The organism is Pediococcus claussenii ATCC BAA-344, from assembly GCF_000237995.1.
In the GTDB taxonomy this organism is placed as follows: domain Bacteria; phylum Bacillota; class Bacilli; order Lactobacillales; family Lactobacillaceae; genus Pediococcus; species Pediococcus claussenii.
Genome location: NC_016605.1, coordinates 1,235,025 through 1,261,985, shown reverse-complemented (window position 1 = coordinate 1,261,985; position 26,961 = coordinate 1,235,025). Strand labels below are relative to the sequence as shown.

The following is a 26,961-nucleotide window of genomic DNA, read 5'->3' as shown; positions in this document are numbered from 1 at the left end:
GATAACACGTGGGTCAAAAAGTAAATCCTAATGGATTCCGTGTTGGTGTCATTCGTGACTGGGAATCAAAATGGTATGCAGACAAAGACTTTGCTGCTTTCCTAGCTGAAGACATCAAAATCCGTGAATTCGTTTCAAAACAACTTGCTGATGCGTCAGTTTCGAAAATTGAAATTGAACGTGCTGCAAATCGTGTTAACGTTTCAATTCATACGGCTAAACCTGGTATGGTTATTGGAAAAGGTGGATCCGAAGTTGAAAAGTTACGCAAACAATTAAATAGTTTAACTGGCAAGCGTGTTCACATCAACATTATTGAGATCAAGAAACCTGATCTCGAAGCAAAACTTGTTGGTGAAAATATTGCTGCTCAATTAGAAGGTCGTGTTGCATTTCGTCGTGCTATGAAGCAAGCAATGCAACGCACAATGCGTTCTGGTGCACAAGGAATTAAGACTCAGGTTGCTGGTCGTCTTAATGGTGCAGATATGTCTCGTGTTGAACATTATTCAGAAGGAACTGTTCCGTTGCACACACTTCGTGCTGACGTTGATTATGCATGGGTTGAAGCTCGTACTACATATGGTCAATTGGGTGTTAAAACCTGGATTTATCGTGGTGAAGTTTTACCTGCTGCTAGAAACGTTAATGGAAACGTTAAAGAACAAGGAGGGAAATAATTATGCTAGTACCTAAGCGAGTAAAGCATCGTCGTGAACATCGTGGTCGTATGCGCGGTGCTGCTAAGGGTGGTACAAAGGTATCATTTGGTGAATATGGTCTACAAGCGACAACGTCGCATTGGATTACTAACCGCCAAATTGAAGCTGCACGTGTCGCTATGACTCGTCACATGAAACGTGGCGGTAAAGTTTGGATTAAGATTTTCCCTCACAAATCCTACACTTCTAAAGGTGTTGGTGTTCGTATGGGTAATGGTAAAGGTAGTCCAGAAGGTTGGGTATCTCCAGTAAAACGTGAAAAAGTTATGTTTGAAGTTGCAGGTGTTTCTGAAGAAGTTGCACGCGAAGCTCTTCGCTTGGCGGCAATGAAGCTTCCTGTAAAGACAAAGATTATCACTCGCGAGGAAGTAGGTGGCGAATCAGATGAAGGCTAAAGAAATTAATGAATTAACCACTGACGAAATGCTTAACAAAGAAAAAGAGTATAAAGACGAGCTTTTTAATTTACGTTTTCAATTGGCAACTGGTCAACTTGAGAATACGGCTCGCCTCAAGCAAGTTCGCAAGAACATTGCTCGAATCAAAACTGCTCTACGTCAACAAGAATTAAACAAGTAAAAGAATACGAAGGGAGGACTTAGTTCATGAGTGAAGAACGTAACGCTCGTAAAGTTTACCAAGGTCGTGTTGTTTCTGACAAGATGGATAAGACTATTACTGTCCAAATTGACACTTACAAAACACATCCTGTTTATGGGAAACGTGTTAAATATTCAAAAAAATATAAGGCACATGATGAAAATAACGAAGCAAAGACTGGCGATATCGTAAGGATTATGGAAACTCGTCCATTATCTGCAACAAAGCGCTTCCGCTTACTCGATATTGTTGAAAAGGCAGTTATTATCTAGTTCAATCATGTTTTCGTATTCTGATACAAAATTGAAGGGAGGACACTAACTGTGATCCAACAAGAAAGTCGTTTAAAAGTTGCTGACAACTCTGGAGCACGTGAACTACTTGTAATTAAGGTTTTAGGTGGTTCTCATGTTAAATTTGGTTACATTGGTGATACGATTGTTGCTACTGTAAAACAAGCAACACCAGGTGGCGTTGTCAAAAAAGGTGACGTTGTTAAAGCTGTTGTTGTTCGTACAAAACAAGGTGCACACCGTACCGATGGTTCATATATCAAGTTTGACGAAAATGCTGCTGTATTAATTAAAGACGATAAGAGCCCACAAGGAACACGTATTTTTGGCCCTGTTGCACGTGAATTGCGCGACAAGGATTATATGAAGATCGTTTCCTTAGCTCCTGAAGTATTGTAATCAAACATCGGATCGAAGGAGGTGCGACATTTTATGTTCGTAAAAGTTGGCGACAAAGTTCGCGTAATTAGCGGTAAAGATAAAGGTAAAGAGGGTACAATTAAGAAAACTCTTGCTAAACAAAACCGTGTCGTTGTTGAAGGACTTAACATGGTTAAGAAGCATCAAAAACCTAGCAACGCAAATCCACAAGGTGGAATTCTAGACCTTGAAGCACCAATCCATGCTTCAAACGTTATGTTAATCGATCCATCAACAAACGAACCAACTCGTATTGGTCATAAGATTGTTGATGGCAAGAAAGTACGTATTTCAAAAAAATCTGGCGAGAGTATCGACAAATAATCTAACGAAGGGAGGAAAAATATTTCATGGCAAATCGTTTAAAAGAAAAGTATGTTAGCGAGATTACACCAGGCTTAGTAGAAAAGTTTGAGTATAGTTCTGTTATGCAAGTACCAAAGGTTGAAAAGATTGTTTTGAATATGGGTGTTGGTGATGCTGTTACAAATTCAAAGAATTTGGACGAAGCTGTTGCTGAACTTGAATTAATTTCAGGACAAAAACCTCTTGTAACAAAAGCTAAGAAGTCAATTGCTGGTTTCCGTCTTCGTGAGGGTATGTCAATTGGTGCTAAGGTAACATTACGTGGTGAACGTATGTATGATTTCTTGGATAAGTTAATCAATGTTTCATTACCTCGTGTTCGTGACTTCCATGGTATTAGCGCTAAGGCCTTTGATGGTCGTGGTAATTATACATTGGGTGTTCGGGAACAATTAATTTTCCCAGAAATTGATTATGATGATGTAAATCGTGTTCGTGGTTTAGATATTGTTATCGTTACAACTGCAAATACAGATGAAGAATCACGTGAGTTGTTGGCACAATTAGGTATGCCATTCGAAAAGTAAGCGAAGGGAGCTATAAATTTGGCTAAAAAATCATTAGTTGTTAAGAGTGAACGTCCTGCAAAGTTTTCTACTCAAGCATATACACGCTGTGAGCGTTGTGGTCGTCCACACTCTGTATACCGTAAGTTCCATCTATGCCGCATTTGCCTTCGTGAATTAGCTCATGAAGGACAAATTCCAGGTATGAAGAAAGCTAGTTGGTAAAACTAAATCAGAGTTAAAGGAGGGTAATACTCAATGTCTATGACAGATCCTATTGCAGATTTTCTTACTCGTATTCGTAATGCGAACATGGTTCGCCACGAATCATTAGAAGTTCCTGCATCAAAAATCAAACATGATATGGCTGAAATTCTCAAGAATGAAGGCTTTATCAAAGATGTTGAATATATTGATGATGACAAACAAGGAATCATCCGTGTATTTCTTAAGTACGGAAAGAATAATGAACGAGTTATCTCTGGTTTGAAGCGTATTTCAAAACCTGGTTTGCGTTCATATGTAAAGGCTGATGAAGTTCCTAAGGTATTGAACGGTTTAGGTATCGCAATCATTTCGACTTCACAAGGCGTTATCACTGATAAAGAAGCACGCGCTAAGAAAATCGGTGGAGAAGTATTAGCATATATTTGGTAATTTTTAAACAAGGAGGTGCCTTTTAATGAGCCGTATTGGTAATAAACCAGTTGAGATTCCAGCTGGTGTTGATGTAAAACAAGATGGTAACGTTGTTACTGTTAAGGGACCAAAGGGTGAACTAACACGAATAATGGCTGATGACATCACAATGAGTGTTGATGGCAACGTTGTTACATTTACTCGTCCTAACGATGACAATAAGATGCGCGCATTACATGGTACAACACGTGCAAACTTCAACAATATGGTTGAAGGTGTAACTGATGGATTCGGTAAGAATCTTGAATTAGTTGGTGTTGGTTACCGTGCGCAACTTAAGGGTAAAACACTTATCTTAAACTTAGGTTACTCAAATCCTGTTGAAATGGAAACACCAGAAGACTTAACTGTCGAGGTTCCAGATAACACACATATCAAAGTTAGTGGAATTAGCAAACAACATGTTGGCGATTTTGCTGCTGAAGTACGTGCCGTTCGTTCACCAGAACCATATAAGGGTAAAGGTGTACGCTACGAAGGCGAATATGTTCGTCGCAAAGAAGGTAAAACAGGTAAGTAAAATAGCAGCTTGATTCCGATCAGCTGATAATGAAAATTTAGAGGTGAATATTTTGATTTCAAAACCAGATAAGAATAAAGCACGTCAACGTCGTCATAACCGTGTTCGTGCAAAAATCTCTGGTACTGCAGAGTGCCCACGCTTAAATGTATATCGTTCAAATAAAAACATCTACGCTCAAGTGATTGATGACGTAGCGGGTGTAACGCTTGTTAGTGCCTCAACATTAGATAGCGAAGTATCCGGTGGTTCAAAAACTGAAGTAGCAACACAAGTTGGTGCATTAGTTGCTAAGAGAGCTGTTGAAAAGAAGATTGAAAATGTCGTTTTTGATCGTGGCGGTTACATCTATCATGGCCGTATTCAGGCTTTGGCTGAAGCTGCTCGTGAAAACGGACTTAAATTCTAAAGATAGGAGGGAAGAACTTACATGTCTAAATTTATCGATCCAGAAAAATTAGAAATTGAAGATCGTGTCGTTGCAATCAATCGTGTTACTAAAGTTGTTAAAGGTGGACGTCGTCTACGTTTTGCTGCTTTGGTTGTTGTTGGTGACAAGCATGGTCACGTTGGTTTTGGTACTGGTAAAGCTCAAGAAGTCCCAGAAGCAATCCGTAAGGCTGTTGAAACTGCACGTAAGAGTTTGATTGAAGTTCCAATTGTTGGAACAACACTCCCTCACGAAATCATTGGTGTTTACGGTGGTGGACGTATTCTTTTGAAGCCAGCTCCTGAAGGTTCTGGAGTAGCAGCCGGTGGTGCTGTTCGTGCCGTTATGGAACTTGCTGGTGTTGATGATGTTACAAGTAAACGTTTGGGATCAAATACCCCTGTTAACGTTGTACGTGCAACATTTGAAGGACTAAAGAACATGCGAAATGCAGATGAAGTTGCTGCTCTTCGTGGAGTTTCAGTAGATCATTTAGCTGAATAAGGAGGAAACACAGATGTCTCAAGTAAAGATTACATTAATTAAAAGTGCTACACATCGCCTCCCTAAGCAACGTAAAATTGTTAAAGAATTAGGCTTGGGTCGAGTAAATAGCTCGGTTGTCCTTCCTAATAATGAGGCAACTCGTGGAGCAATTTTCCACATTGCACACTTAATTGAAGTTGAAGAAGTAAAATAATTTAGAAGGAGGTTCCCTTGCATGAAGTTGAATGAATTAAAGCCAAGTGAAGGTTCACGAAAAGCACGTAAGCGCATTGGTCGTGGTACTTCTTCTGGCACAGGTAAAACTGCCGGTCGTGGACAAAAAGGTCAAAAGGCCCGTAGTAAAGTTCGTTTAGGTTTTGAAGGTGGGCAAATGCCACTTTATCGTCGAATTCCAAAACGCGGTTTTACAAACATTAACCGTAAGGAATATGCAGTTGTAAATCTTGATCGTCTTAATGTATTCGATGATGGCGCAGAGGTAACACCTGAAGCATTACTTAAAGCTGGAATCATTAGCAAGAGTCTTAGTGGTGTTAAGATTTTAGGTAATGGTGAAGTTTCTAAGAAGCTTACAGTTAAGGCTAATAAGTTCTCTGAAAGTGCTGTTAAGTCTATTGAGGCTGCTGGTGGTAAAACTGAGGTGATTTAATGCTTGCAACTATCGTAAATGCTTTAAAAGTGAAAGATATTAGAAAAAAGATTCTCTTCACATTAGGTATTTTGATCGTTTTCCGTTTGGGTGCTTATATTACTGTACCTGGCGTAAATGCAAAAGCGTTACAAAGTTTATCATCATCAGGACTTGTTGGTATTATTAATACTTTTAGTGGTGGTGGATTAACAAATTACTCGATTTTTGCGATGGGGGTTTCACCTTACATCACAGCACAAATCATTGTTCAACTGTTACAGATGGATATTGTTCCAAAGTTTGTTGAGTGGAGTAAACAAGGTGAGGTTGGTCGACGTAAATTAAATCAAGTTACTAAGTATTTAACGGTTGCTTTGGCTTTTGTTCAATCGATCGGTATTACAGCTGGATTTAACTATTTAAGTCAAATGAACCTTGTTAAAGAGCCTGGAGTTCAAACCTTTGCAACGATTGGTTTAATCTTAACGGCTGGTACGATGCTTACTACTTGGATGGGTGATATGATTACCGATCGTGGTCTTGGAAATGGTGTTTCAATGATTATCTTTGCTGGTATCATTGCTAGAACTCCTACTGGTATCCATCAAATTTATGTTGAGCAGTTTGTTAATACTCCTAAGAGTCAATGGTTACAAAGTTACCTTTACGCCGGATCAATTTTGGTCGCAGTATTGGCAATTGTCATCTTTGTAACTTGGGTCCAACAAGCAAGTCGAAAAGTTCCTATACAATATACTCGACGCGCTTCTGGTGCTCCTGAGAGTAGTTACCTTCCATTAAAAGTTAACGTTGCCGGCGTTATTCCTGTTATTTTTGCTAGTTCGTTTATTTCAACACCCCAGACGATTTTAATGGCATTTTCTGCTAATCATTCTGGTGAAGGTTGGTATGAGACAATGAAAGACATTTTTAATATGCAAACAACGGATGGAGCAATTCTCTATACTGTTTTAATTGTATTATTTACTTTCTTTTATGCCTTTGTACAAGTTAATCCGGAAAAGCTTTCTGAGAATTTGCAGAAACAAGGTAGTTATATCCCTGGTGTCTGGCCGGGACGTGAAACTCAGAATTATGTTTCACGTTTGTTGATGAGGTTGAGCGTGGTTGGTGCTTTATTCTTAGGATTAGTTGCACTTATTCCATTACTTGCTTCAAATATTTTCGGCTTGGATGAATCCATTGGATTAGGTGGTACTAGTTTGCTTATTATTGTTGGTGTTGCGATCGATTTAATTAATCAAATCGAAGGATTAATGATGAAACGTGAATATGTCGGCTTTATTCGTGAATAATATCTTAACTGAGGAGAGTTTATTGTGAGTAAACTGAATTTAGTTTTAATGGGTTTGCCTGGTGCTGGTAAAGGTACTCAGGCCCAAAAGATTGTTGATGAATTCAGCATTCCACATATTTCAACTGGTGACATTTTTCGGGAAGCTATGAAGAATGAAACTAAGATGGGATTGGAAGCAAAATCGTATATTGACAAGGGAAACCTTGTACCAGATAGTGTTACCAACGGAATTGTTGAAGATCGTTTATCATTGCAAGATGTTAATCAGGGATATATGTTAGATGGGTTTCCTCGTAACATTGAGCAAGCCAAGGCTCTTGATCAAATGACTGAGAAGCTTGGCAAAAAAGTTACTGCAGTGATTAACATTCATGTTGATCCCGAAGTACTTGTTGAACGTTTGTCTGGTAGATTTATTTGTAAGAATTGTGGTGCTACATATCATAAACTTTATAATCCGCCTAAGGTTGAGGGAACTTGTGATGTTTGTGGACATCATGAATTTTATCAACGTGAAGACGACAAGCCGGAAACTGTTAAAAATCGAATCGCGGTTAACTTGAAACTGAACACACCGCTGATTGATTACTATGAGGACAAGCATCTCCTTTACAATATTAATGGTGATCAGGATATTGATAAAGTATACGCTGACATCCAAAAAGTTTTGAAGGCCATTTAAGTTAGTGCTTGTCGCACGGTTATGTTTGCAAAAAGTTTTTGCTTGTGATAAGATTGTTCAGGTTTAACCCCAACAAGGGGTTATTGTTGCATTTTTGATTAAGCAATTCATGGGAGGCACGCTTTAGTGGCTAAAGATAACGTCATTGAAATTGAAGGAACGGTTCGTGAAACATTACCTAACGCTATGTTTAAGGTTGAACTTGAAAATGGTCATGAGATTCTTGCACATGTTTCTGGTAAGATTCGAATGCATTATATTAAGATTCTTCCTGGTGATAAGGTTCGTGTTGAGATGTCACCTTACGATTTATCAAAGGGTCGCATTACTTACCGTTTTATCAAATAGTTTTATTCGTTTAGGAGGTTTTTTTCATGAAGGTACGTCCATCAGTAAAACCAATGTGTGAACATTGTAAAGTAATTAAACGTAAAGGACGCGTTATGGTTATTTGCTCTGCAAATCCAAAACATAAACAGCGTCAAGGAAAATAATAATAGTGGAGGTGAATTAAATGGCTCGTATAGCAGGTGTTGACTTGCCCCGTGACAAGCGTATTGTCATTGGTCTAACTTATATTTTTGGGATTGGTAATACCACTGCCCAAAAAATTCTTAAGAGTGCTGATGTTTCTGAAGACGTTCGTGTTCGTGACTTAACAGCAGATCAAGAAGATAAGATTCGTGCTGAGGTTGATAACTACCGCGTTGAAGGTGATCTTCGTCGTGCAGTTAGTCTTGACATCAAACGTCTCCAAGAGATCGGTTCATACCGTGGAATGCGTCATCGTCGTGGGTTGCCAGTTCGTGGACAACATACAAAGAATAACGCACGTACTCGTAAGGGTAAGAAAGTTACCGTTGCAGGTAGGAAAAAATAAATAAAAGGAGGCTAAATATTTTATGGCAACTAAAAGAAACTCACGTAAGCGTCGAGTAAAAAAGAATATTGAATCAGGTGTTGCACATATTCATTCAACATTCAATAATACTTTAGTTATGATTACCGATCCTCAAGGAAACGCTGTTGCATGGTCATCAGCTGGTTCGCTTGGCTTTAAGGGTAGTCGTAAATCAACTCCGTTTGCTGCCCAGATGGCATCAGAAGCTGCTGCTAAGGCTGCAATGGAACATGGTATGAAGACAGTTGAAGTATCTGTTAAGGGTCCTGGTTCAGGTCGTGAAGCTGCTATTCGTGCACTTCAGTCTACTGGACTTGAAGTCGCAGCTATTCGCGATGTAACACCAGTTCCTCATAATGGTTCTCGTCCTCCAAAGCGTCGTCGTGTATAGAGTTCGGTTCTGTTTGAGGGCAAAACTTTATCGTACATTCAATGTCAGAATGTTAACAGCGTTTTGAAAGGGGTAAAAATTAGAATGATTGAATTTGAGAAGCCAAAAATTCATAAAGTTGATGAAAAGAGTAACTACGGCCGTTTTGTTGTGGAACCTTTGGAACGTGGGTATGGTACAACATTGGGGAATTCTCTCCGACGTATTTTACTTTCATCTTTACCAGGAGCAGCTTTAACAAGTGTTCAAATAGACGGTGTTTTACATGAATTCTCAACTATTGAGGGTGTTGTAGAAGATGTTACCCAAATTATTTTGAACTTGAAGAAGGTTTCCTTAAAAGTGGAATCTGATGAGGAAAAGTCATTAGAAATCAATGTTATGGGACCTGCCAATGTTACTGCTGGAGATATCGTTGGAGACGGAGACGTCACAATCTTAAATCCTGAATTACCAATTTGTACTGTTGCTGAAGGTACAACGTTCCATGCAGTTCTTACTGCTGAAAAAGGTCGCGGATATACCTCTGCGGACGAAAATAAGGCTCGAAAGGTTGATATGCCTATCGGAGTATTACCAATCGATTCTATTTATACCCCAATTGAACGTGTTAATTACCAAGTTGAAAACACACGTGTTGGTCAACGTGACGATTATGACAAACTCACTCTTGATGTTTGGACTGATGGTTCGTTGGCAGCTAGTGAAGCTATTAGCTTATCAGCAAAGATTCTTACTGAGCATTTAACAATTTTTGTTAACCTTGATGATCAGGCTAAAGATACTGAAATCATGGTTGAAAAAGAAGAAACTCATAAAGAAAAAATGTTGGAAATGACGATTGAAGAGTTAGACCTTTCAGTTCGCTCATACAATTGTTTGAAACGTGCTGGAATTAATACTGTTCAAGAATTAACTGATCGTACCGAAGCTCAAATGATGAAGGTTCGTAACCTTGGTCGTAAGTCACTTGTCGAAGTTGAAGAGAAGTTGGCAGCATTAGGACTTGGATTACGTTCAGAAGACTAAACACAAGGAGGGTTACCATAGATGAGTTATCGTAAATTAGGTCGTACAAGCTCACAGCGTAAGGCATTACTTCGTAATCTTACAACTGAATTGATTGTAAATGAGAAGATTGTTACTACTGAAGCTCGTGCGAAAGAAGTTCGTTCAACAACTGAAAAAATGATTACTTTGGGTAAACGCGGCGATTTACACGCCCGTCGTCAAGCTGCTGCTTACGTTCGCAATGTAGTTGCTGATGTTGCTGAAGATAATGATGATGTTAAGATTACCTCAGCACTTCAAAAGTTATTCAGTGACTTGTCTTCACGCTACGAAGGTCGTCAAGGTGGATACACACGTATTTACAAGACAATGCCTCGTCGTGGAGATGGAGCTCAAATGGTTGTTTTAGAGTTAGTTGACTAATTCTTAATCAATTTTTATATAACAAAATCTATCACTAGGATATTGGTAGGGCGTTATGATGTTGGAATGGTAACATTCCGAGTCTAGTCCACGGTAAGTCGTATAACTTACTATCAGTGTCTTCAGTGATTTTTTTGTACAATAAATATGGTAAAATTGTTTGTATATTGATTGAAATCAGGACTTAGTAATGACAGATAATATTATCGAGGTTAAAAATCTTACTTATAAGTATAGTGATGAGGATGAGAATCCGGCATTAAATAATGTGTCTTTAAAAGTAAGGCGTGGTTCTTGGACAGCCATTGTTGGACATAACGGTAGTGGGAAAAGTACTCTGGCACGTAGCATTGATGGGCTCATGGAATTTAAACAAGGAGAAATCAATGTCGATGGTATTGTTCTTTCGGATACAACAGTTTGGGAAGTAAGAAATCGAATCGGCATGATCTTTCAAAATCCAGATAACCAATTTGTTGGTGCAACTGTGGAAGACGATGTTGCTTTTGGCTTGGAAAACAAAGGTGTTGACCATGAACAAATGCATAATATTGTCAATAACGTTCTAGAGAGGGTTGGAATGGGTGACTTTAAGGCTCGACAACCTGATCAGCTTTCTGGAGGACAAAAGCAGAGAGTAGCGATCGCTGGTGTACTTGCTATTAATCCAAAGGTGATTATTTTGGACGAGGCTACAAGTATGTTAGATCCAGAAGGAAGACAGGATATTCTTCAACTTGTTAGAGATATAAAAAAGAATTCCGACGTTACGGTGATTTCTATTACGCATGATATTGATGAGGCGATGCTAGCTGATGATGTGATCGTATTAAATAATGGAAATTTCTTAAGGCAGGGGAAACCTACTGAAGTTTTTAAGGACGATAAGTTAATCAAACAAACTGGTTTAGAATTGCCTTTTACCTCTGAACTATGGCATATGCTAAAAACACACGATATATCACTTAAGTCCGAGGCGGAATTTGATACAGTTGAGATGGGGGAAGAACTATGGCAATTGATTTCAGAGAAGTAAATTTCTCCTATCAGGCAGGGACACCTTTTGAACTTCAGACGCTGTTTGATGTTACAGCAAAGATTGCAGACGGATCTTACACGGCGGTAATTGGACAAACTGGGAGTGGGAAATCAACCCTTACACACCAGATTAATGGTTTGTTAAAACCTACTAGTGGTTCGTTGGTTGTTAATAACCTGACGATAAAGCCGACAACTAAGAATAAGGACTTAAATGAAGTTCGAAAATCCGTTGGTATGGTTTTTCAATTTCCAGAAAACCAATTATTTGCTGAGAGTGTACTTAAAGATGTTGCCTTCGGGCCAATGAATTTTGGAAAATCAAATGATGTAGCTGTGGAATTAGCTAAAGAAGCTTTGAAAGAAGTTGGTATGGATGAAGGCTTATGGGAAAAATCACCTTTTGAATTATCTGGCGGACAAATGCGGAGGGTAGCAATTGCCGGCGTCTTAGCTATTAATCCCAATATCATAATTTTAGATGAACCGACTGCTGGGCTTGACCCTAGCGGTCGAACAGAAATGAATAAATTATTTTTTAGTTTACAAGAAAATAAAAAAAGAACCATTGTTTTAGTGACACATCAGATGGACGATGTTGCAGCTTTTGCAGACAACGTAATTGTGATGAATAACGGTCGTGTTGCTAAAACTGGTACACCGCGCGAGATCTTCAGCGATTATGAATGGCTTGAAAAGAATCATTTGGATTTGCCGAGGGCAACAAGAATGGCTATTCAGCTACAAAAGAAGGGTGTTAATTTTGATTTATTACCACTTACGATAGATGAACTAACTGAGAAGTTAGTTCGAATGATACCTGGAGGTGCTAGTAATGAATAAGGTTTTATTTGGTCGTTATCTGCCCGGAAATTCTTTTATTCATAGACTTGACCCGCGCACTAAGCTTGTTCTGAGTTTTATGTATATCATTATGGTTTTCTTTGCTAATTCATGGATAACTTACGGACTGAGTTTTTTAATTGCAATTCTAAGTATTGCAATGTCAGATATACCTTTAAAATATTTTTGGGACGGTGTTAAACCACTTATCTGGATAATAATGTTTACGGTTGTGATTCAGATTTTCTTTGGAATTGGTGGTCATGTGTATTGGCATTGGGGAATTTTGTCCATTACTAGTAATGGTATCCTAAATGCAGTTTATCTGGCAGTTCGTTTTATTTTGATCATTCTTGTCTCAACGGTGTTTACTTTATCAACTTCACCGTTAGAAATTTCTGGTGCTATTGAATCGTTGCTTATGCCACTAAAAAGAGTCCATTTTCCGGTCTATGAACTGGCCTTAATGCTTTCAATTGCATTAAGATTTGTGCCAACTTTAATTGACGAAACGGAGAAAATAATGGATGCGCAACGTGCCCGTGGTGCTAACTTTTCAACTGGTTCCTTGTGGAAGAGATTACAAAAGTTGGTTGCTATTCTTATACCGCTATTTGAAAATGCATTTAGCCGCGCTGAAGAGTTGGCAACGGCGATGGAAGCGCGAGGATATCAAGGCGGAGAAGGACGTACAAAATACCGTGAATTGACATACTCACAAAATGATTGGGTTGCAGCTGCTCTGATGCTTATATTTAGCATTGTGTTATTAATATTGAGATTTTGGGGTTAGATATGAGATATAAAGTTACAATTGCGTATGATGGGACTGATTTTGCTGGTTTCCAAATGCAACCAAATGAACGAACTGTGGAAGGTGTTTTAACTAAGATAGTTAATAAAATTGCCAAAAATCCGGGAAAAAGAATACAAATTTTTGGCTCAGGTCGAACTGATGCTGGTGTTCATGCTTTGGGGCAAGTAGTTCATTTTGATATGAATACTCAAATGAATGAGGATAATATGTTGCATGCTCTAAATAGTATGATGCCCTTAGACATGTCCGTTAAAAAAGTTGAAATTGTATCCGAAGATTTTCATGCTCGCTTCACGACGCATGGAAAACGGTATATGTATCGTTTATCATTGGGAGAGTTTGTGGATCCATTTAAGCGCAGGTATACAGGGCACTGGAAGTTTCCGATTGATATTAAATTAATAAAGGCTGCTATTAAGGATTTAGAGGGAACACATGATTTTTCTAGTTTTGTAGCAGCTGGCAGCACTGTAAAAAGTAATGTACGAACCATTTATGAAGCAAGCGTTCGATTTGACGATGCTACGCAAGAAATCGTTTTTGAATTCTATGGTAATGGCTTTTTGTATAACATGGTTAGAATAATGGTGGCCGTTCTAATCGAGATTGGAAGCAAACGCAGACCTGTGGATGACATTCCAAGATTATTCCAAGTACTTGATCGAAATGAGGCTAGGGGTACCGCGCCCGCAAGCGGACTATATTTAAAAAAAGTTTATTACTAGTTTTTTATGAAAATTGATTGACTTAACACGGTCTAATTAATATAATTGAACTTGGTATTGTTTACCTCCACAAGATAAGCCCCGGAAACTTAATCTAAGTTGAGTTAAGCAAAACAGAAATTGGAGGAAATACAAGTGCGTACAACATATTTGGCAAAACCAGGTGAAGTAGAACGTAAGTGGTATGTAATTGATGCAACAGATGTTCCTTTGGGACGATTGGCATCAACAGTTGCTTCTATTTTACGTGGAAAGAACAAACCAACTTTTACACCTAATGTAGATACAGGTGACTTTGTAATCGTTGTTAATGCTGAAAAAGTAAAATTAACGGGTCGTAAGGCTACTAATAAGATTTATTATCATCATACTCTTCACCCAGGTGGGTTGAAGCAAAAGACTGCTGGTGAGATGCGTGAAAAGACACCCGAACGTTTGATTGAAAAATCTGTTAAGGGTATGCTTCCACATAACACTTTGGGTCGTAAGATCGGTTTGAAACTTCACGTTTATGCTGGTCCAGAACACAGTAATCAAGCTCAAAACCCAGAAAAGCTTGACATCACGAACTTAATTTAAGGAGGAACAGAACTTTGGCTGAAGCACAATATCGCGGCACTGGCCGTCGTAAGGACTCCGTTGCTCGTGTACGTCTTGTACCGGGGACCGGTAAAATCACTGTAAATGATCGTCCAATTGAAGAATACATTCCATTTGCTAACTTGCGTCAGGTTGTTTTACAACCATTTGGGGTTACTGAAACAACAGGTAACTACGACGTTTTAGTTAATGTTAATGGTGGTGGATTCTCAGGACAAGCTGGAGCAATCCGTCATGGTATTGCACGCGCACTTTTGGACATTGATCCAGATTTTCGTGCACCATTAAAGAAGGCTGGTTTACTTACACGTGACCCTCGTATGAAGGAACGTAAGAAGTACGGTCTTAAGAAAGCTCGTAAGGCTGCTCAATTCTCAAAACGTTAATCTTAATTTTGAAGCACTGTCCGTTGGGATGGTGTTTTTTTGTTTAAAAACCCCCATTAATTGCTAAAGCTATATTGTGGCTTTAGCAATTAATGGGGGTTTTCATTCTCTAATAGCAAAGAAGTGAAATTAATACCCTTCCTTTGTGTTAACGATATCGGTATCGGGAACGCCATCACCTAAGTAAGCGTCTAGATTATTAACGAATACATCACGTACAGCTGGTAATAGTTCGTTACTTTCAGCCGATTCATGTGGGGTGATGAGTACCTGGTCATAATTCCATAAGGGACTGGACGATGAAAGAGGCTCTGTTTCAAAAACATCTAGGGCTGCATGTTGAACGGTGCCACTATCAAGAGCATGTTCCAATGCTTTTTCATCAACGGAAGGACCGCGACCGACATTGATAAATAGATATAGCTTCGTCAATTTATCAAAGAATTTATCATCGAACAAATGACGAGTTTCAGTGGTAAGAGGTAGGATATTAAGAATAATATCAACGTTTGTTAGGTAATCTGAAAACTCTGTGATTGGAACCGTTAAATCAAAATTATCAGCTGGATGACCGGTTGTATTGACGCCAATAGTTTCTCCATCAGTTGCTTTAGCTAAACGAGCTATTTCACGTCCGATATGGCCTGTTCCAAAAATTAGCCACCGTTTACCACGAAGTGTTTGTAGTTTATCAAAATGTGGAATACTATCCCATTCCTGATTGCTTTGTGATTGAATTGCATGTTTTAAGTTCCTGGTAAAAAATAAAGCATACAACAGTACGGTGTTTGCAATAGCCGTGGCGTGAATACCACTTGTATTAGTCAGTATGATATTGCGTTCCCGTATCTGTTGAATTGGAAAATAGTCAACACCAGCGCTAAATGATTGAATCCATTTGAGCTTGCTTTCGGGTGACTCGATCATGGAAATGACATTTTTATCAAGTCCCCAAGCTATTTCAACTGTATCTAGAAGATCCTCACTAATGTCTGAACTAGTGTAATATGTTATATATGTACTTGGTAAATCAGCACGTATTTCTTGAGGTATTTGATTTGAAATATAAACATTTATCAACACAATCATTCCTTTCATAAAACAGGTTCATGATATAATAATAATATAATTTTGAACAGCGATTAGCCTAATTGGGGGAAACAAAAATGGGAAATAAGACGAATGCTCGACGGTTGAGTTTGATTGCAATGTTTGCAGCGGTAATTATTATTCAAAACTACGTACCACTACTTGGATATATTCCGTTTGGTCCACTGGAAGTAACGGTAATTCATATTACAGTAATTATTGCAGCAGTTCTTTTGGGACCAGTTGACGGAGCCATTGTTGGTGGCATTTGGGGACTTGTTGATTGGTTTAGAGCTATTACGGTTACGTCCAGTGTTTTGGGCAACGTGGTAATGGTAAATCCGCTAGTATCAATTCTGCCAAGGATTTTGATTGGCCTGTTTGCTGGCTGGATTATGGATTACTTATATAAAAAGAATGTGAACAAACAGTTTTCGATGGTACTAAGTGCTCTAATTGGTTCTGTTACAAATACGGTATTAGTGTTATCTATGATATATGTTTTCTACCATAATGGTTCAGCAATATACAGTGCAATTAATTTGAAGGCGTTAACTCCTTATCTATTAACAATTGCCGGAGTTCATGGGATTCCAGAGGCAATTGCTGCAATGATAATTGTTCCTTTAATTGCTACGCCGTTACTTAGATTCACTTCAATCGGAAAGAATCGTTTCCGGTAATTTTAAATTTACTCTAAAACATCGAAAAATCATGGCAGATGACTATGATTTTTTTTTAGGTTCAGGTAAACTTAAGGAGATACGTATTAGGGAGCAGGGTCTTTGGCAAAAAAGAAAACTAGCAAAAAAAATAATTTTATTTATAAGAACGGAAAACTACAGTTATCACAATTGATTGGTATTGTTCTGGTCATTGGATTGGTATTAACATTTGCTGCTCAGTTTTATTATGACCATCATGGACAACTTCCTTGGAAAGAAACACAGGTAGATTCGTCAGTGACGGAGCAACGAGCATTCATTAAGAAGATTGCACCGTATGCACAACAAATGCAACTACAGTATCATGTTTTGCCGAGTATTACGATGGCCCAAGCTATTTTAGAATCAGATTGGGGTAATAGTACTCTTTCACAAAGGTTCAATAACTTTTATGGAATCAAGGGAACTAATGATCAACCGGGAGCTGTTTTGAAAACCCAAGAGTTTACTAACGGTCAGTGGGAGACGGTTACTGCCCGTTTTAGGTCTTATGGGTCATGGCAGGAGTCAATGCAAGCCCATTCGTTATTGCTAGTTAATGGTACCGACTGGAATGCGAACCAATACCAGAGTGTTATTCAGGCGAGAAATTATAAACAAGCGGCGCAAGCCCTATATCAAGATGGATATGCTACGGATCCTGGGTATCCTGAGAAGTTAATTAACTTAATTCAAAAATATAATTTAAATCAATATGATCAATAATCTTAGGAGAATCTGAAATGAAATTATTAGAAGATAAAATTCGCAATGAAGGAATTGTACTTCCACACAATGTTTTAAAAGTAGATGGTTTTTTAAATCATCAGGTAGACCCCGAGTTAATGTTTGAAATTGGCAAAGAGTTTGCACGATTATTTAAAGATAAGGATATTACAAAGGTTTTAACTGTTGAATCGTCTGGAATTGCCCCAGCTGTCATGGCTGGTTTGGCACTGAATGTTCCAGTTGTATTCGCGCGTAAGCATAAAAGTTTGACCTTGACGGATGATTTATTTACAGCTGAGGTTTATTCATACACTAAACAGACGACAAATCATATTTCAATTTCCAAACGTTTTCTAAGTTCTCAAGACCGAGTGCTGTTAGTGGATGATTTCTTAGCAAATGGTCAAGCAATTTCTGGGTTGCTGGATATTGCTGATGCAGCAGGAATTGATGTTGAAGGTGTTGGTATTGTGATTGAAAAAACTTTCCAAAGAGGAAGTCAAGTTGTTAGAGATCGAGGAATTCAGCTTGAGTCATTGGCTCGTATTAAGGCGTTGACAGACGACGGACAAATTGAATTTGAAAAATAAAATATTGGAGGATTTTTTTGTGGTGCAGCGTGATAATGAGCAAACTACAGCGGTATTCCCTGGGGATACGATTGGAATTTTAGGTGCAAGTGGGGTATGTAAAGAATTAACTTTAAACGCTAAACGAATGGGATTCAGGGTTATTACATACGTTACAACTGAGAACAACGACATTTCACAATTGGCAGATTTTACAATTGTTGATCGGTTAGATAATGTGGAACATCTGCAGCAATTTGCTGAGCGCTGCAAAATTATTTTGTTTGACCCACGTTTAATGGATACTAGATTGTATGCATTTTTAAACAAATATACAGAGTTACCACAGGGATCTGAGGTTCTTGAAATGTCTCAAGATCGCGTACTGGAAAAGGCAGTAATTGCTGGAATGGGAATTGATGTCGTTCCTTACGTGACTGTGGTGAGTCTAGACGATATTTATGAAAATATTCGAGAAGTTGGATTTCCGGCACAGTTATTACCTACATGGGGTTCGCCAAATAATGGTTTAATACTTAAATCCCGTAGTGACATACCACAAGCTAATCGTTTATTGGATAGAGGATCGTATATCTTACAAAGTCAGATGACTGATGGTATGGAAATTGTAGCTTCAGTTGTTAAAGACATGAACGGTCATCAAAATATTTATCCAATGGTAGAAAATGTATATAATGATGGGCGTTTAACCGAAAGTATCGTTCCAGCCCGGTGTAGTGATACAATGCAAAATACGATTGTAAATTTAGTTGATCAAATTGCAAGTCAGTTAACATTTTTAGGAACTATTTCAATTAAGTTTTTAATTAATAAGAATCGTATCTTTGTCAAAGAAGTACAACCTGGATTGCAGCACGAACAGAACATTTTTAACCTTGCTACGAACGTAAATGTATATGAAGAAACGCTTCGTTCAGTTTGCGGGATGAGCTTAGCAGATATTAAGCTAGAAACTCCAGCGGTTATGTTTGATGTACTTTCGGACCAAATGAGTGATATTAGAACACAGTGGTTGATTAAATCAAATTGGAACTTTTACCTAAATGCCTTTTTAATGAATAAAAAGGAAGAAAAAACAAAAATTGGTTACGTACTAGTGTCTGGAGAAAACACTGATCAGATTTTAGAGCAAATTGACAATACAAGCGTATTATAAAAAAAGAGTTTGTTTCCCCGAAGGAGTCGTGTGAGATAACTCTTTTTTGGTATAATGAACGGTGATTGTTTTTTAAGAGAGGAAAATTAAAATGGCGGGGACAGATTTATTACAAGGACTAAATGATAAACAGGCTGAAGCGGTACAAGCAACGGAAGGGCCACTATTAATTATGGCAGGTGCAGGAAGTGGGAAAACGCGTGTTTTAACACATCGAGTAGCCTATTTAATTGAAGAAAAACAGATAAATCCCTGGAATATTTTAGCAATTACATTTACAAATAAAGCAGCAAGAGAAATGAAAGAGCGAATACACGGATTATTAGGTGATGAGGCCTCAAATATTTGGGTATCAACCTTTCATTCATTGTGTGTTCGGATCCTAAGACAGAATATTGAACAAATTGGCTACAATCGTGCATTCTCAATTGCTGATCCTAGTGAACAGCGTACGCTTGTAAAACATATCTTAGCAGATCTTAATTTAGATCCTAAAAAGAACGATCCACGCTCCCTTTTAGGAACAATTTCAAATGCCAAAAATGAGTTGTTAACGGCGGAAGATTATCGTGAAAAAAGTGTAACCCCATATGAGAAGATTGTTGCTGAGGTTTATGATGAATATCAACGTAGGTTAAAGCTTAATCAAGCACTTGATTTTGATGACTTAATCATGAAAACTATTCAGTTATTTAAAGAACATAGTGAAACACTTGAATTTTACCAACGTAAATTTCATTATATTCACGTAGATGAGTATCAAGATACTAACGAAGCTCAATACCAATTAGTAACGATGTTAGCCAAAAAGTTTAAAAATATTTGTGTGGTGGGTGATTCTGATCAGAGTATTTATGGATGGCGAGGCGCCGACATGCAAAATATTTTGAACTTTGAAAATGATTACCCTCAAGCGACAGTTGTTAAACTTGAACAAAACTATCGCTCTACCAAAAATATTTTGGATGCAGCAAATAACGTTATAAAGAATAATTCTGAAAGAAAACCTAAAGATTTATGGACAGATAATGATAAGGGAGATTTAGTATCTTATTACCGAGGACAGACTGGGACTGATGAAGTTCATTTCATTGTCCAACAAATACAAAAACAAATCGCTGAAAACAACTATAATTTTGGTGACTTTGCTGTTTTGTACCGAACTAATGCACAATCGCGAGCAGTTGAAGATGTGTTTCTAAAGGCTAATATCCCGTATACAATGGTTGGAGGCAGTAAATTTTATGATCGAAAAGAAATTCGGGATGTTCTTGGTTATTTAACATTAATTGCTAATCAAGACGATTCTTTAAGTTTTGAAAGGATTATTAATGAACCTAAACGAGGCATTGGTAGTACATCTTTAACTAAGTTACAAAGCTTTGCAGACGAAAGTGATTGGTCGTTGTTAAATGCCGCAAGAAATGTTCAGATTGCAAATGGAATTTCTTCAAGAGCACGTAATTCAATCGAAAATTTTGCAAAGATGATTGATGACTTGCGCAAGATGGCTCAGTATATTTCGATTTCTGAACTAACGGAAGAAGTTATTGACCGGTCCGGTTATCGATCAGTACTGCAAGAATCAAAGACGATGGAGTCAGAAGCACGCTTAGAAAATATCGAAGAATTTTTAACTGTAACAAAGGAATTTGATGAACGCAATGAAAATGAAGATGATGTCGATGGTTCGACAAGATTGGCAGATTTCTTGGCGGATTTGGCATTGGTTTCAGATCAAGATTCGGTTGAAGAGGAACCAACAGCAGTTACTTTAATGACTTTGCATGCTGCTAAAGGATTGGAATTTCCGATTGTCTTTCTGATTGGAATGGAAGATGGAATTTTCCCATTGTCACGCGCAATGATGGACCAAGATCAGTTAGAAGAAGAGCGTCGATTAGCATATGTTGGGATTACTCGTGCTCAAAAAAAGCTGTATATTAGTAATGCTTTCTCGCGAATGTTGTATGGGAAAACACAAGCAAATCCAGCTTCACGTTTTATTGATGAAATAGGGGAAGAATATTTAAAGAGCGAGAATCAAAATACTTTCAGCAGCTCAAATACGACAGCACGAGGCGAAAAAGCCTATCCTTTTGATAAAAATCGTCAGGCAAGAGCTACTGCAAGCGTTTATGGGAGGTCCACACCTCTTGTTGCTGCAAGCAAAGGTACTGGAGCGGGCGCTTTGAAGTGGAACACTGGTGATAAGGTACAACATAAAGCTTGGGGTGTTGGTACGGTTGTGAAGGTCTCAGGCAGTGGTGAAGATGCAGAACTTGATATTGCTTTTGATGGACAAGGTATTAAGCGACTATTAGCTGCATTTGCACCAATTACTAAAGTTCAGTAAATGCACTTCAATTCAATAGATAGCAGAATACTTTTAGCGGTATAATAAACACTAGAATTTAAAAGTGATGAGTCTGGAGTTATTTATGAAAAAAATTAGTACATTGATTGCACTGCTAGGATTATCGTTACTATTGGTTGCGTGCGGGAATTTGAGTAATTCAAGTATGCAAACTAATAGCACAACTGGGCAACAAAATAAGAAGAGTACCTATCAAGTTACTGGCCAACCAAGCGATGGTCAGTATACTGGAGTAATAAAAAATGGACATTATTTAACCAGTAAAGCACGGGGATTAACTGCTGATCAAAACGGTAACATTAATAATGTTGAGAGCTTTGAAAATGGCTTATTAGATGTTTCCAAAAAAACATTTTCACCTGATAAATATGTTTTTCAAGAAGGACAGTATTTGAGTTCAAGTACAGTTCAAAACTGGATAGATCGTAAATCAAAGGATAATCCAACTGGGTTGAATCCTACTAATAATGGCTCAACGGATCCGAATAAACGTAATCCAATTTATCTGCAATCGCTTGAAGAACAGGATTTCATGGAGAAGACTGGTAATTCCCTTAAAATTAAAGGGATGACGATTGGCTTAGCTATGAATAGTATTGACTACTATCATAAGGAACAATATGGTCCAACCTTTGAAACCAAAATTTCTGACGCTGAGTTAATGAAGCAAGGCAAGGCAATTGCCCAAACAGTTTTGGCAAGAATTAGACAGAACAAAGATTTGAAAAAGATCCCAATTGTGATTGCAATTTACAAACAAGCATCTAATGACAGTCTCACTGGAGGAACTTTTAAAACATATTCTGTCAATAATGGTGTATCGCTGGATTCGTGGAAAGACTTGGATTATAAGAATGTTGTATTCCCAATTAAGAATGGAGCTAGCGTGCCTAGTTCAAATGATGCCAGTGCATTTGAAAACTTTCAAACTCAAGTCGAAAGCTTTTTCCCTAATCTAAGTGGTGTTACTGCACAAGCAAGGTATAATGGTAAATCGATGCAGGGGATGCAAGTCACTATCACTACTCAGTTTTATAGTGAGACCGAGATTGATAGTTTTACTCAATTTGTAGCTGATCAAGCACAGAAATACCTGCCCTCAGGGGTCAAGATTGACATTACAGTTAGTTCTAGCGAGGGAATCCAGAGTTTTCTCACAAGATCAGCAAATGAACGGAATTTTAGTTCCCACGTCTTTACAAGTTATTAAGGAGAATATAATGGCAAATCAAATTTCAAAAGAAGAAGTACAACATGTTGCTGAACTCGCAAAATTGGAGTTTAATGCTACTGATTTGGACAAGTTTACAAAACAATTCGAAGATACGATTGACCTAGTCAATACTTTAAATGAAGTTGATACAGAAGGTGTAGAACCAACGTTTAGTGTAACGGACCAAGTTGACCGCATGCGTGAAGATGTTGCTGTTCAGGCAAATCAAAAAGACGCGCTTTTAAAGAATGCGCCTGACGAAGAAGATGGATTTATTCGAGTGCCTGCAATTATTGACGAAAGTGAGGAAGCATAATGGATTTTTTAAATACTTCTGTTAGAGAGCTTCATCAAAAATTAGTTAACAAAGAGTTAACTGTTACTGACTTGGTTAAGAATACTTTAAAGAGCATTGAGTCGACACAGAATGATCTAAATGCTTATATTGCTGTTAATCAGGAAAATGCCTTAAAAAAAGCTGCTGAGTTAGACAAAAATGGAGTTCCCGAAAATGAGATTTGGGCAGGAATTCCGGTGGCTGTTAAAGATAATATCGTTACGATTGACTTACCAACGACTGCTGCTTCTAAGATTTTGGAGAACTTTACTTCTATCTATGATGCAACAGTGGTTGAACGTCTAAGGGAACATCAAGCAATTATTATTGGAAAAGCTAATCTCGACGAATTCGCAATGGGAGGGTCAACTGAGACCTCTTATTTTGGTACGGTTAAGAATCCATGGGATCACACTAAAGTGCCAGGTGGTTCTTCAGGGGGCTCGGCTGCTACAGTATCCAATGGTGATGTTATTGGTGCACTAGGCACTGATACCGGTGGCTCAATTCGTCAGCCCGCTTCTTTCACAGGTGTTGTTGGAGTTAAGCCTACCTATGGGCGAGTTTCAAGATATGGTGCAATTGCATTTGGATCAAGTCTAGACCAGATTGGTCCTCTGACACGTAATGTTAGGGACAACGCTGATTTATTGAATATTATTGCTGGTTTGGATGAACACGACATGACAAGTTCAGATCGCGAAGTACCAGATTTTGCTTCCAAAATAGGCGAAGATATTAAAGGAATGAAGATTGCTTTACCTAAAGAATATCTTGGTGAAGGTATTGACGAGGATGTAAAACAGGTTGTTTTGGGTGCAGCAGAAAAGTTCAAGGCGCTCGGTGCTACAGTTGAAGAAGTGTCATTACCACACAGTAAATATGGAGTGGCAGCTTACTATATTATTGGTTCATCTGAAGCATCCTCAAACTTACAACGTTTTGATGGTATCCGTTATGGGTATCGTGCTGATGATGTTAAAAATTTAGAGGATGTTTATGTCAAAACTCGTTCAGAAGGTTTTGGTGACGAAGTTAAACGGCGAATTATGTTGGGAACTTATTCATTATCTGCTGGATACTTTGATGCGTATTTTAAGAAAGCGGCCCAAGTTAGAACTTTATTGATTCAAGACTTTAACCGAATTTTTGAAAACTATGATTTAATCATCGGACCGACTGCTCCAACACCTGCTTTCAAGATTGGTGCGGAAATTGATGACCCAACTACTATGTATATGAATGATTTACTAACAATTCCATTGAACTTAGCAGGGCTTCCAGCAATGTCAGTTCCGGCCGGAATGGCCGATGGAATGCCAGTTGGATTACAAATTATCGCGAAGTCTTTTGATGAAGTTACGATGTATCAAGCAGGTGCTGCATTTGAGGATAATTCTGATATGAAAAATCAACATCCTGGAAAGGGGAATGACTAATGAATTTTCAAACAACGATTGGGCTTGAAGTCCACATTGAGTTAAAAACAAACTCTAAAATTTTCAGTCCCTCTCCAGTAGAATTTGGGGATGATCCTAATTCTAATACTAACGTAATTGATTGGGGGTATCCTGGTGTATTGCCTCAAACTAATAAGGGGGTCGTTGAAGCAGGGATGATGGCAGCAACAGCTTTGCATGCTGATATTGCCCCTTATCAACACTTTGATCGTAAGAATTACTTTTATCCTGACAATCCCAAGGCGTACCAAGTTACCCAATCTGATACTCCAATTGGTACTGATGGATGGATTGAAATTGAAGTTGATGGCAAAAAGAAAAAAGTTGGAATTTCTGAAATGCATATTGAAGAAGATGCTGGGAAAAATACGCATAATCCAAATGGATATTCCTACGTTGACTTAAACCGTCAGGGTACACCATTAATTGAAATTGTTTCAAAACCAGATATTGAATCACCGGATGAAGCATATGCTTATTTGGAAGCGTTACGGCAAACAATTCAATTTACAGGAATTTCTGATGTTAAAATGGAAGAAGGATCAATGCGAGTTGATGTAAATATTTCAATTCGTCCATTTGGTTCTGAAACCTTTGGAACAAAAGCGGAATTGAAGAATATCAATTCGTTTAATTTTGTCCGCAAAGGATTAGCATTTGAGGAAAAGCGTCAGCAACAAATTTTGTTGGCTGGCGGACAAGTCCGTCCGGAAACACGTCGGTATGATGAACCTTCTGGGCAGACAATCCTAATGCGTCTTAAGGAAGGGGCTGATGACTATCGGTACTTCCCTGAACCAGATTTACCAGCAATCCACATTAGCGATAAATGGATTAAGGACGTTGAGGCTAAGATGCCAGAGATGCCTAGCAAGCGCCGTGATCGCTATGTTAACAAGCTAGGATTGTCTGACTATGATGCAATGGTGCTTACTCAGACCAAAGAAATGTCTGATTTCTTTGAATCTGCAGTCGCTGAAGGTGCGGATGCGAAGCTAACGGCCAACTATTTGATGGGGGATGTTAATGCTTTCTTGAATGATCAGAAGGTTGACCTTCAAGATACAAAGCTAACGCCTGAACATCTTGCTTCAATGGTTAAGATGATTAGTGGTGATGTGATTTCCTCAAAAATTGCTAAAAAGGTTTTCAAGGCGATTACGGATGGAGAAGAGCCAGAAGCATGGGTTAAAGCTAAAGGACTTGTTCAATTATCTGATCCTGCTCAACTACAACCAATCATTACAGCAGTTGTTAATGATAACGAACAATCAGTTGTTGATTTCAAGAATGGTAAGGATCGTGCCGTTGGTTTCCTTGTTGGTCAAATTATGAAACAGACTAAGGGACAGGCTAATCCTAAGGTTGTTAATCAGTTGTTAATGAAAGAGTTAAATGCTCGATAATTAGATTTGGAGGAATTACGTGCAATGACAAAGCGTGCGCGCATAATATATAATCCGACCTCAGGACGTGAGGCAATTAAGCAAAATCTGGTTGATATTTTTAGTGTTTTTGAAGAGGCAGGATTCGAAACCAGTGCTTTTGCAACTACACCTGAACCTAATTCCGCCAAGAATGAGGCAAATCGTGCGGGAAAAGAAGGATTTGATTTAATTGTTGCCGCTGGTGGTGACGGAACAATCAATGAAGTAGTTAACGGCATCGCTCCACTACATTGGCGACCACAGATGGCAATTATTCCAGCAGGTACTACTAACGATTATGCGCGTGCTTTGAGAATACCACGTGAGGATCCCGTTGCAGCAGCCAAAATTGTGTTAAAAGATCAGCGATTTAAGATGGATATTGGTAAAGCAGGTAATAACTACTTTATTAATATCGCGGCTGGGGGGTTGTTAACGGAATTAACCTATGATGTGCCATCTAATTTAAAAAGCGTTTTTGGTTACATGGCTTATTTGGTACGAGGAGCCGAAATATTACCTCAGGTTAAACCGGTTGAGATGGATATTGAGTATGATGGTGAGCACTTTAAGGATAAAGCCTCAATGTTCTTCTTAGCACTAACAAACTCAATCGGGGGATTTGAACAGATTGTTCCGGATGCTTCTCTAGATGATGGTCGATTCACCATGATAATCGTGAAGCCAGGGAACTTGCCAGCTTTGCTTCATTTGATGGTAAAAGCATTGAATGGAAAGCACGTTGATGATGAACGAATTATTTACCGTAAAGCAAAAAAGGTTAAGGTTAATCCGGTTAATGATAAAATCATGATTAACCTAGATGGCGAGTATGGTGGCGATGCACCGATGGTTTTTAAAAATTTGCATCGACACATCGAAATGTTTGCCAATGTTGATAAAATTCCTGATAATGCAATTGGGGGCGACCCTGATGATAAGATTATGGAAGAAGCAGAACAACAATTCGTTGAAGCGGTTGAAAAAATACCGGAAGATGAAGATAGTGATGATTAATGTATAAAAGGATGAGTGTTGCATGTGTGACCT

General features: G+C 38.4%; 39 protein-coding genes. 38 read left to right on the top strand and 1 reads right to left on the bottom strand.

Translation table 11 applies throughout. The features are described from left to right. Positions 1-8: 8 nt before the first annotated feature. The 28 genes from rpsC (at position 9) to rpsI (ending at position 14,829) form a co-directional block, all read left to right on the top strand. A complete protein-coding gene (gene rpsC, locus PECL_RS06235) occupies positions 9-680 on the top strand; it encodes a 30S ribosomal protein S3 (RefSeq protein ID WP_014215727.1) in 672 nt (223 codons plus the stop codon). 2 nt (positions 681-682) lie between these two features. Beyond that, positions 683-1,117 carry a 50S ribosomal protein L16 gene (gene rplP, locus PECL_RS06230; RefSeq protein WP_014215726.1) on the top strand — a complete coding sequence of 145 codons (435 nt, stop codon included), beginning with the start codon at positions 683-685 and terminating at the stop codon, positions 1,115-1,117. Further along, positions 1,107-1,301, top strand: coding sequence for a 50S ribosomal protein L29 (gene rpmC / locus PECL_RS06225; protein WP_014215725.1), 195 nt, complete (start codon positions 1,107-1,109; stop codon positions 1,299-1,301). The genes rplP and rpmC overlap by 11 nt, the downstream gene beginning before the upstream one ends. 26 nt (positions 1,302-1,327) lie before the next feature. After that, positions 1,328-1,594 carry a 30S ribosomal protein S17 gene (gene rpsQ / locus PECL_RS06220; protein WP_014215724.1) on the top strand — a complete coding sequence of 89 codons (267 nt, stop codon included), beginning with the start codon at positions 1,328-1,330 and terminating at the stop codon, positions 1,592-1,594. Positions 1,595-1,645: 51 nt separating this feature from the next. After that, a complete protein-coding gene (rplN, locus tag PECL_RS06215) occupies positions 1,646-2,014 on the top strand; it encodes a 50S ribosomal protein L14 (RefSeq protein WP_014215723.1) in 369 nt (122 codons plus the stop codon). Positions 2,015-2,047: 33 nt separating this feature from the next. After that, positions 2,048-2,359: a 50S ribosomal protein L24 gene (gene rplX, locus PECL_RS06210; protein ID WP_014215722.1), complete on the top strand. Its 312-nt coding sequence runs from the start codon at positions 2,048-2,050 to the stop codon at positions 2,357-2,359. A gap of 26 nt (positions 2,360-2,385) precedes the next feature. Then, positions 2,386-2,928 (top strand): 50S ribosomal protein L5, encoded by a 543-nt coding sequence (gene rplE / locus PECL_RS06205; RefSeq protein ID WP_014215721.1) that lies wholly within the window; start codon positions 2,386-2,388, stop codon positions 2,926-2,928. An 18-nt stretch (positions 2,929-2,946) separates the two neighbouring features. Further along, positions 2,947-3,132, top strand: a complete 186-nt coding sequence (locus PECL_RS09880) for a type Z 30S ribosomal protein S14 (protein ID WP_002832260.1) — start codon at positions 2,947-2,949, stop codon at positions 3,130-3,132. A gap of 33 nt (positions 3,133-3,165) precedes the next feature. Beyond that, positions 3,166-3,564, top strand: coding sequence for a 30S ribosomal protein S8 (gene rpsH, locus PECL_RS06200; protein ID WP_014215720.1), 399 nt, complete (start codon positions 3,166-3,168; stop codon positions 3,562-3,564). Between the two features lie 25 nt (positions 3,565-3,589). After that, positions 3,590-4,126: a 50S ribosomal protein L6 gene (gene rplF / locus PECL_RS06195; RefSeq protein WP_014215719.1), complete on the top strand. Its 537-nt coding sequence runs from the start codon at positions 3,590-3,592 to the stop codon at positions 4,124-4,126. A 52-nt stretch (positions 4,127-4,178) separates the two neighbouring features. Then, complete coding sequence (gene rplR, locus PECL_RS06190; RefSeq protein WP_014215718.1) at positions 4,179-4,535, top strand: 50S ribosomal protein L18; 357 nt, start codon at positions 4,179-4,181, stop codon at positions 4,533-4,535. Positions 4,536-4,556: 21 nt separating this feature from the next. After that, a complete protein-coding gene (gene rpsE / locus PECL_RS06185; RefSeq protein ID WP_014215717.1) occupies positions 4,557-5,060 on the top strand; it encodes a 30S ribosomal protein S5 in 504 nt (167 codons plus the stop codon). 13 nt (positions 5,061-5,073) lie between these two features. After that, positions 5,074-5,256 (top strand): 50S ribosomal protein L30, encoded by a 183-nt coding sequence (rpmD, locus tag PECL_RS06180; protein WP_014215716.1) that lies wholly within the window; start codon positions 5,074-5,076, stop codon positions 5,254-5,256. A gap of 21 nt (positions 5,257-5,277) precedes the next feature. Beyond that, positions 5,278-5,712 (top strand): 50S ribosomal protein L15, encoded by a 435-nt coding sequence (rplO, locus tag PECL_RS06175; RefSeq protein ID WP_014215715.1) that lies wholly within the window; start codon positions 5,278-5,280, stop codon positions 5,710-5,712. After that, positions 5,712-7,010 carry a preprotein translocase subunit SecY gene (gene secY, locus PECL_RS06170; RefSeq protein ID WP_014215714.1) on the top strand — a complete coding sequence of 433 codons (1,299 nt, stop codon included), beginning with the start codon at positions 5,712-5,714 and terminating at the stop codon, positions 7,008-7,010. Before rplO ends, secY begins: the two co-directional genes overlap by 1 nt. 24 nt (positions 7,011-7,034) lie before the next feature. Continuing rightward, positions 7,035-7,694 (top strand): adenylate kinase, encoded by a 660-nt coding sequence (locus tag PECL_RS06165; RefSeq protein ID WP_014215713.1) that lies wholly within the window; start codon positions 7,035-7,037, stop codon positions 7,692-7,694. 126 nt (positions 7,695-7,820) lie between these two features. Then, complete coding sequence (gene infA, locus PECL_RS06160) at positions 7,821-8,042, top strand: translation initiation factor IF-1 (protein WP_014215712.1); 222 nt, start codon at positions 7,821-7,823, stop codon at positions 8,040-8,042. Positions 8,043-8,068: 26 nt separating this feature from the next. Next, positions 8,069-8,188 carry a 50S ribosomal protein L36 gene (gene rpmJ, locus PECL_RS06155; RefSeq protein WP_011668476.1) on the top strand — a complete coding sequence of 40 codons (120 nt, stop codon included), beginning with the start codon at positions 8,069-8,071 and terminating at the stop codon, positions 8,186-8,188. A gap of 20 nt (positions 8,189-8,208) precedes the next feature. Then, positions 8,209-8,574 (top strand): 30S ribosomal protein S13, encoded by a 366-nt coding sequence (gene rpsM, locus PECL_RS06150; RefSeq protein WP_014215711.1) that lies wholly within the window; start codon positions 8,209-8,211, stop codon positions 8,572-8,574. 22 nt (positions 8,575-8,596) lie between these two features. Continuing rightward, positions 8,597-8,986, top strand: coding sequence for a 30S ribosomal protein S11 (gene rpsK / locus PECL_RS06145; RefSeq protein WP_014215710.1), 390 nt, complete (start codon positions 8,597-8,599; stop codon positions 8,984-8,986). Positions 8,987-9,070: 84 nt separating this feature from the next. Continuing rightward, entirely contained in the window at positions 9,071-10,015 is a 945-nt protein-coding gene (locus PECL_RS06140; RefSeq protein WP_014215709.1) for a DNA-directed RNA polymerase subunit alpha, read from the top strand. A gap of 21 nt (positions 10,016-10,036) precedes the next feature. After that, complete coding sequence (gene rplQ / locus PECL_RS06135) at positions 10,037-10,420, top strand: 50S ribosomal protein L17 (RefSeq protein WP_014215708.1); 384 nt, start codon at positions 10,037-10,039, stop codon at positions 10,418-10,420. A gap of 190 nt (positions 10,421-10,610) precedes the next feature. Then, positions 10,611-11,456 carry an energy-coupling factor transporter ATPase gene (locus PECL_RS06130; protein ID WP_014215707.1) on the top strand — a complete coding sequence of 282 codons (846 nt, stop codon included), beginning with the start codon at positions 10,611-10,613 and terminating at the stop codon, positions 11,454-11,456. After that, positions 11,432-12,301 (top strand): energy-coupling factor transporter ATPase, encoded by an 870-nt coding sequence (locus PECL_RS06125; RefSeq protein WP_014215706.1) that lies wholly within the window; start codon positions 11,432-11,434, stop codon positions 12,299-12,301. Before PECL_RS06130 ends, PECL_RS06125 begins: the two co-directional genes overlap by 25 nt. Further along, entirely contained in the window at positions 12,294-13,094 is an 801-nt protein-coding gene (locus tag PECL_RS06120; RefSeq protein ID WP_014215705.1) for an energy-coupling factor transporter transmembrane component T family protein, read from the top strand. The genes PECL_RS06125 and PECL_RS06120 overlap by 8 nt, the downstream gene beginning before the upstream one ends. A gap of 2 nt (positions 13,095-13,096) precedes the next feature. Beyond that, positions 13,097-13,843: a tRNA pseudouridine(38-40) synthase TruA gene (truA, locus tag PECL_RS06115; protein ID WP_014215704.1), complete on the top strand. Its 747-nt coding sequence runs from the start codon at positions 13,097-13,099 to the stop codon at positions 13,841-13,843. A 135-nt stretch (positions 13,844-13,978) separates the two neighbouring features. Beyond that, on the top strand, positions 13,979-14,422 hold the full coding sequence (rplM, locus tag PECL_RS06110; RefSeq protein WP_014215703.1) for a 50S ribosomal protein L13: 444 nt from the start codon (positions 13,979-13,981) through the stop codon (positions 14,420-14,422). A 14-nt stretch (positions 14,423-14,436) separates the two neighbouring features. Then, entirely contained in the window at positions 14,437-14,829 is a 393-nt protein-coding gene (gene rpsI / locus PECL_RS06105) for a 30S ribosomal protein S9 (protein ID WP_014215702.1), read from the top strand. Positions 14,830-14,958: 129 nt separating this feature from the next. Here the strand turns inward: rpsI and PECL_RS06100 are convergent, their stop codons facing one another. Then, entirely contained in the window at positions 14,959-15,927 is a 969-nt protein-coding gene (locus PECL_RS06100; RefSeq protein ID WP_014215701.1) for an NAD(P)-dependent oxidoreductase, read from the bottom strand. A gap of 68 nt (positions 15,928-15,995) precedes the next feature. Between PECL_RS06100 and PECL_RS06095 the strand changes: the two genes are divergently transcribed. The 10 genes from PECL_RS06095 (at position 15,996) to PECL_RS06050 (ending at position 26,928) form a co-directional block, all read left to right on the top strand. Beyond that, positions 15,996-16,601 (top strand): ECF transporter S component, encoded by a 606-nt coding sequence (locus PECL_RS06095; RefSeq protein WP_014215700.1) that lies wholly within the window; start codon positions 15,996-15,998, stop codon positions 16,599-16,601. A 102-nt stretch (positions 16,602-16,703) separates the two neighbouring features. Further along, positions 16,704-17,348 carry a glycoside hydrolase family 73 protein gene (locus PECL_RS06090; RefSeq protein ID WP_014215699.1) on the top strand — a complete coding sequence of 215 codons (645 nt, stop codon included), beginning with the start codon at positions 16,704-16,706 and terminating at the stop codon, positions 17,346-17,348. A 17-nt stretch (positions 17,349-17,365) separates the two neighbouring features. Further along, positions 17,366-17,941 carry a xanthine phosphoribosyltransferase gene (locus tag PECL_RS06085; RefSeq protein WP_014215698.1) on the top strand — a complete coding sequence of 192 codons (576 nt, stop codon included), beginning with the start codon at positions 17,366-17,368 and terminating at the stop codon, positions 17,939-17,941. 19 nt (positions 17,942-17,960) lie between these two features. Then, positions 17,961-19,097 carry a 5-(carboxyamino)imidazole ribonucleotide synthase gene (locus PECL_RS06080; protein ID WP_050899585.1) on the top strand — a complete coding sequence of 379 codons (1,137 nt, stop codon included), beginning with the start codon at positions 17,961-17,963 and terminating at the stop codon, positions 19,095-19,097. Positions 19,098-19,188: 91 nt separating this feature from the next. Continuing rightward, positions 19,189-21,453: a DNA helicase PcrA gene (pcrA, locus tag PECL_RS06075; RefSeq protein ID WP_014215696.1), complete on the top strand. Its 2,265-nt coding sequence runs from the start codon at positions 19,189-19,191 to the stop codon at positions 21,451-21,453. Between the two features lie 85 nt (positions 21,454-21,538). Next, positions 21,539-22,684, top strand: a complete 1,146-nt coding sequence (locus PECL_RS06070) for a CamS family sex pheromone protein (RefSeq protein WP_014215695.1) — start codon at positions 21,539-21,541, stop codon at positions 22,682-22,684. A gap of 10 nt (positions 22,685-22,694) precedes the next feature. After that, positions 22,695-23,003, top strand: coding sequence for an Asp-tRNA(Asn)/Glu-tRNA(Gln) amidotransferase subunit GatC (gene gatC / locus PECL_RS06065; protein ID WP_014215694.1), 309 nt, complete (start codon positions 22,695-22,697; stop codon positions 23,001-23,003). Continuing rightward, positions 23,003-24,463, top strand: a complete 1,461-nt coding sequence (gene gatA, locus PECL_RS06060; RefSeq protein WP_014215693.1) for an Asp-tRNA(Asn)/Glu-tRNA(Gln) amidotransferase subunit GatA — start codon at positions 23,003-23,005, stop codon at positions 24,461-24,463. The genes gatC and gatA overlap by 1 nt, the downstream gene beginning before the upstream one ends. After that, entirely contained in the window at positions 24,463-25,890 is a 1,428-nt protein-coding gene (gene gatB / locus PECL_RS06055; RefSeq protein ID WP_014215692.1) for an Asp-tRNA(Asn)/Glu-tRNA(Gln) amidotransferase subunit GatB, read from the top strand. The genes gatA and gatB overlap by 1 nt, the downstream gene beginning before the upstream one ends. 24 nt (positions 25,891-25,914) lie before the next feature. Next, positions 25,915-26,928, top strand: coding sequence for a diacylglycerol kinase (locus PECL_RS06050; protein WP_041534630.1), 1,014 nt, complete (start codon positions 25,915-25,917; stop codon positions 26,926-26,928). The last annotated feature ends 33 nt before the right edge of the window (positions 26,929-26,961 follow it).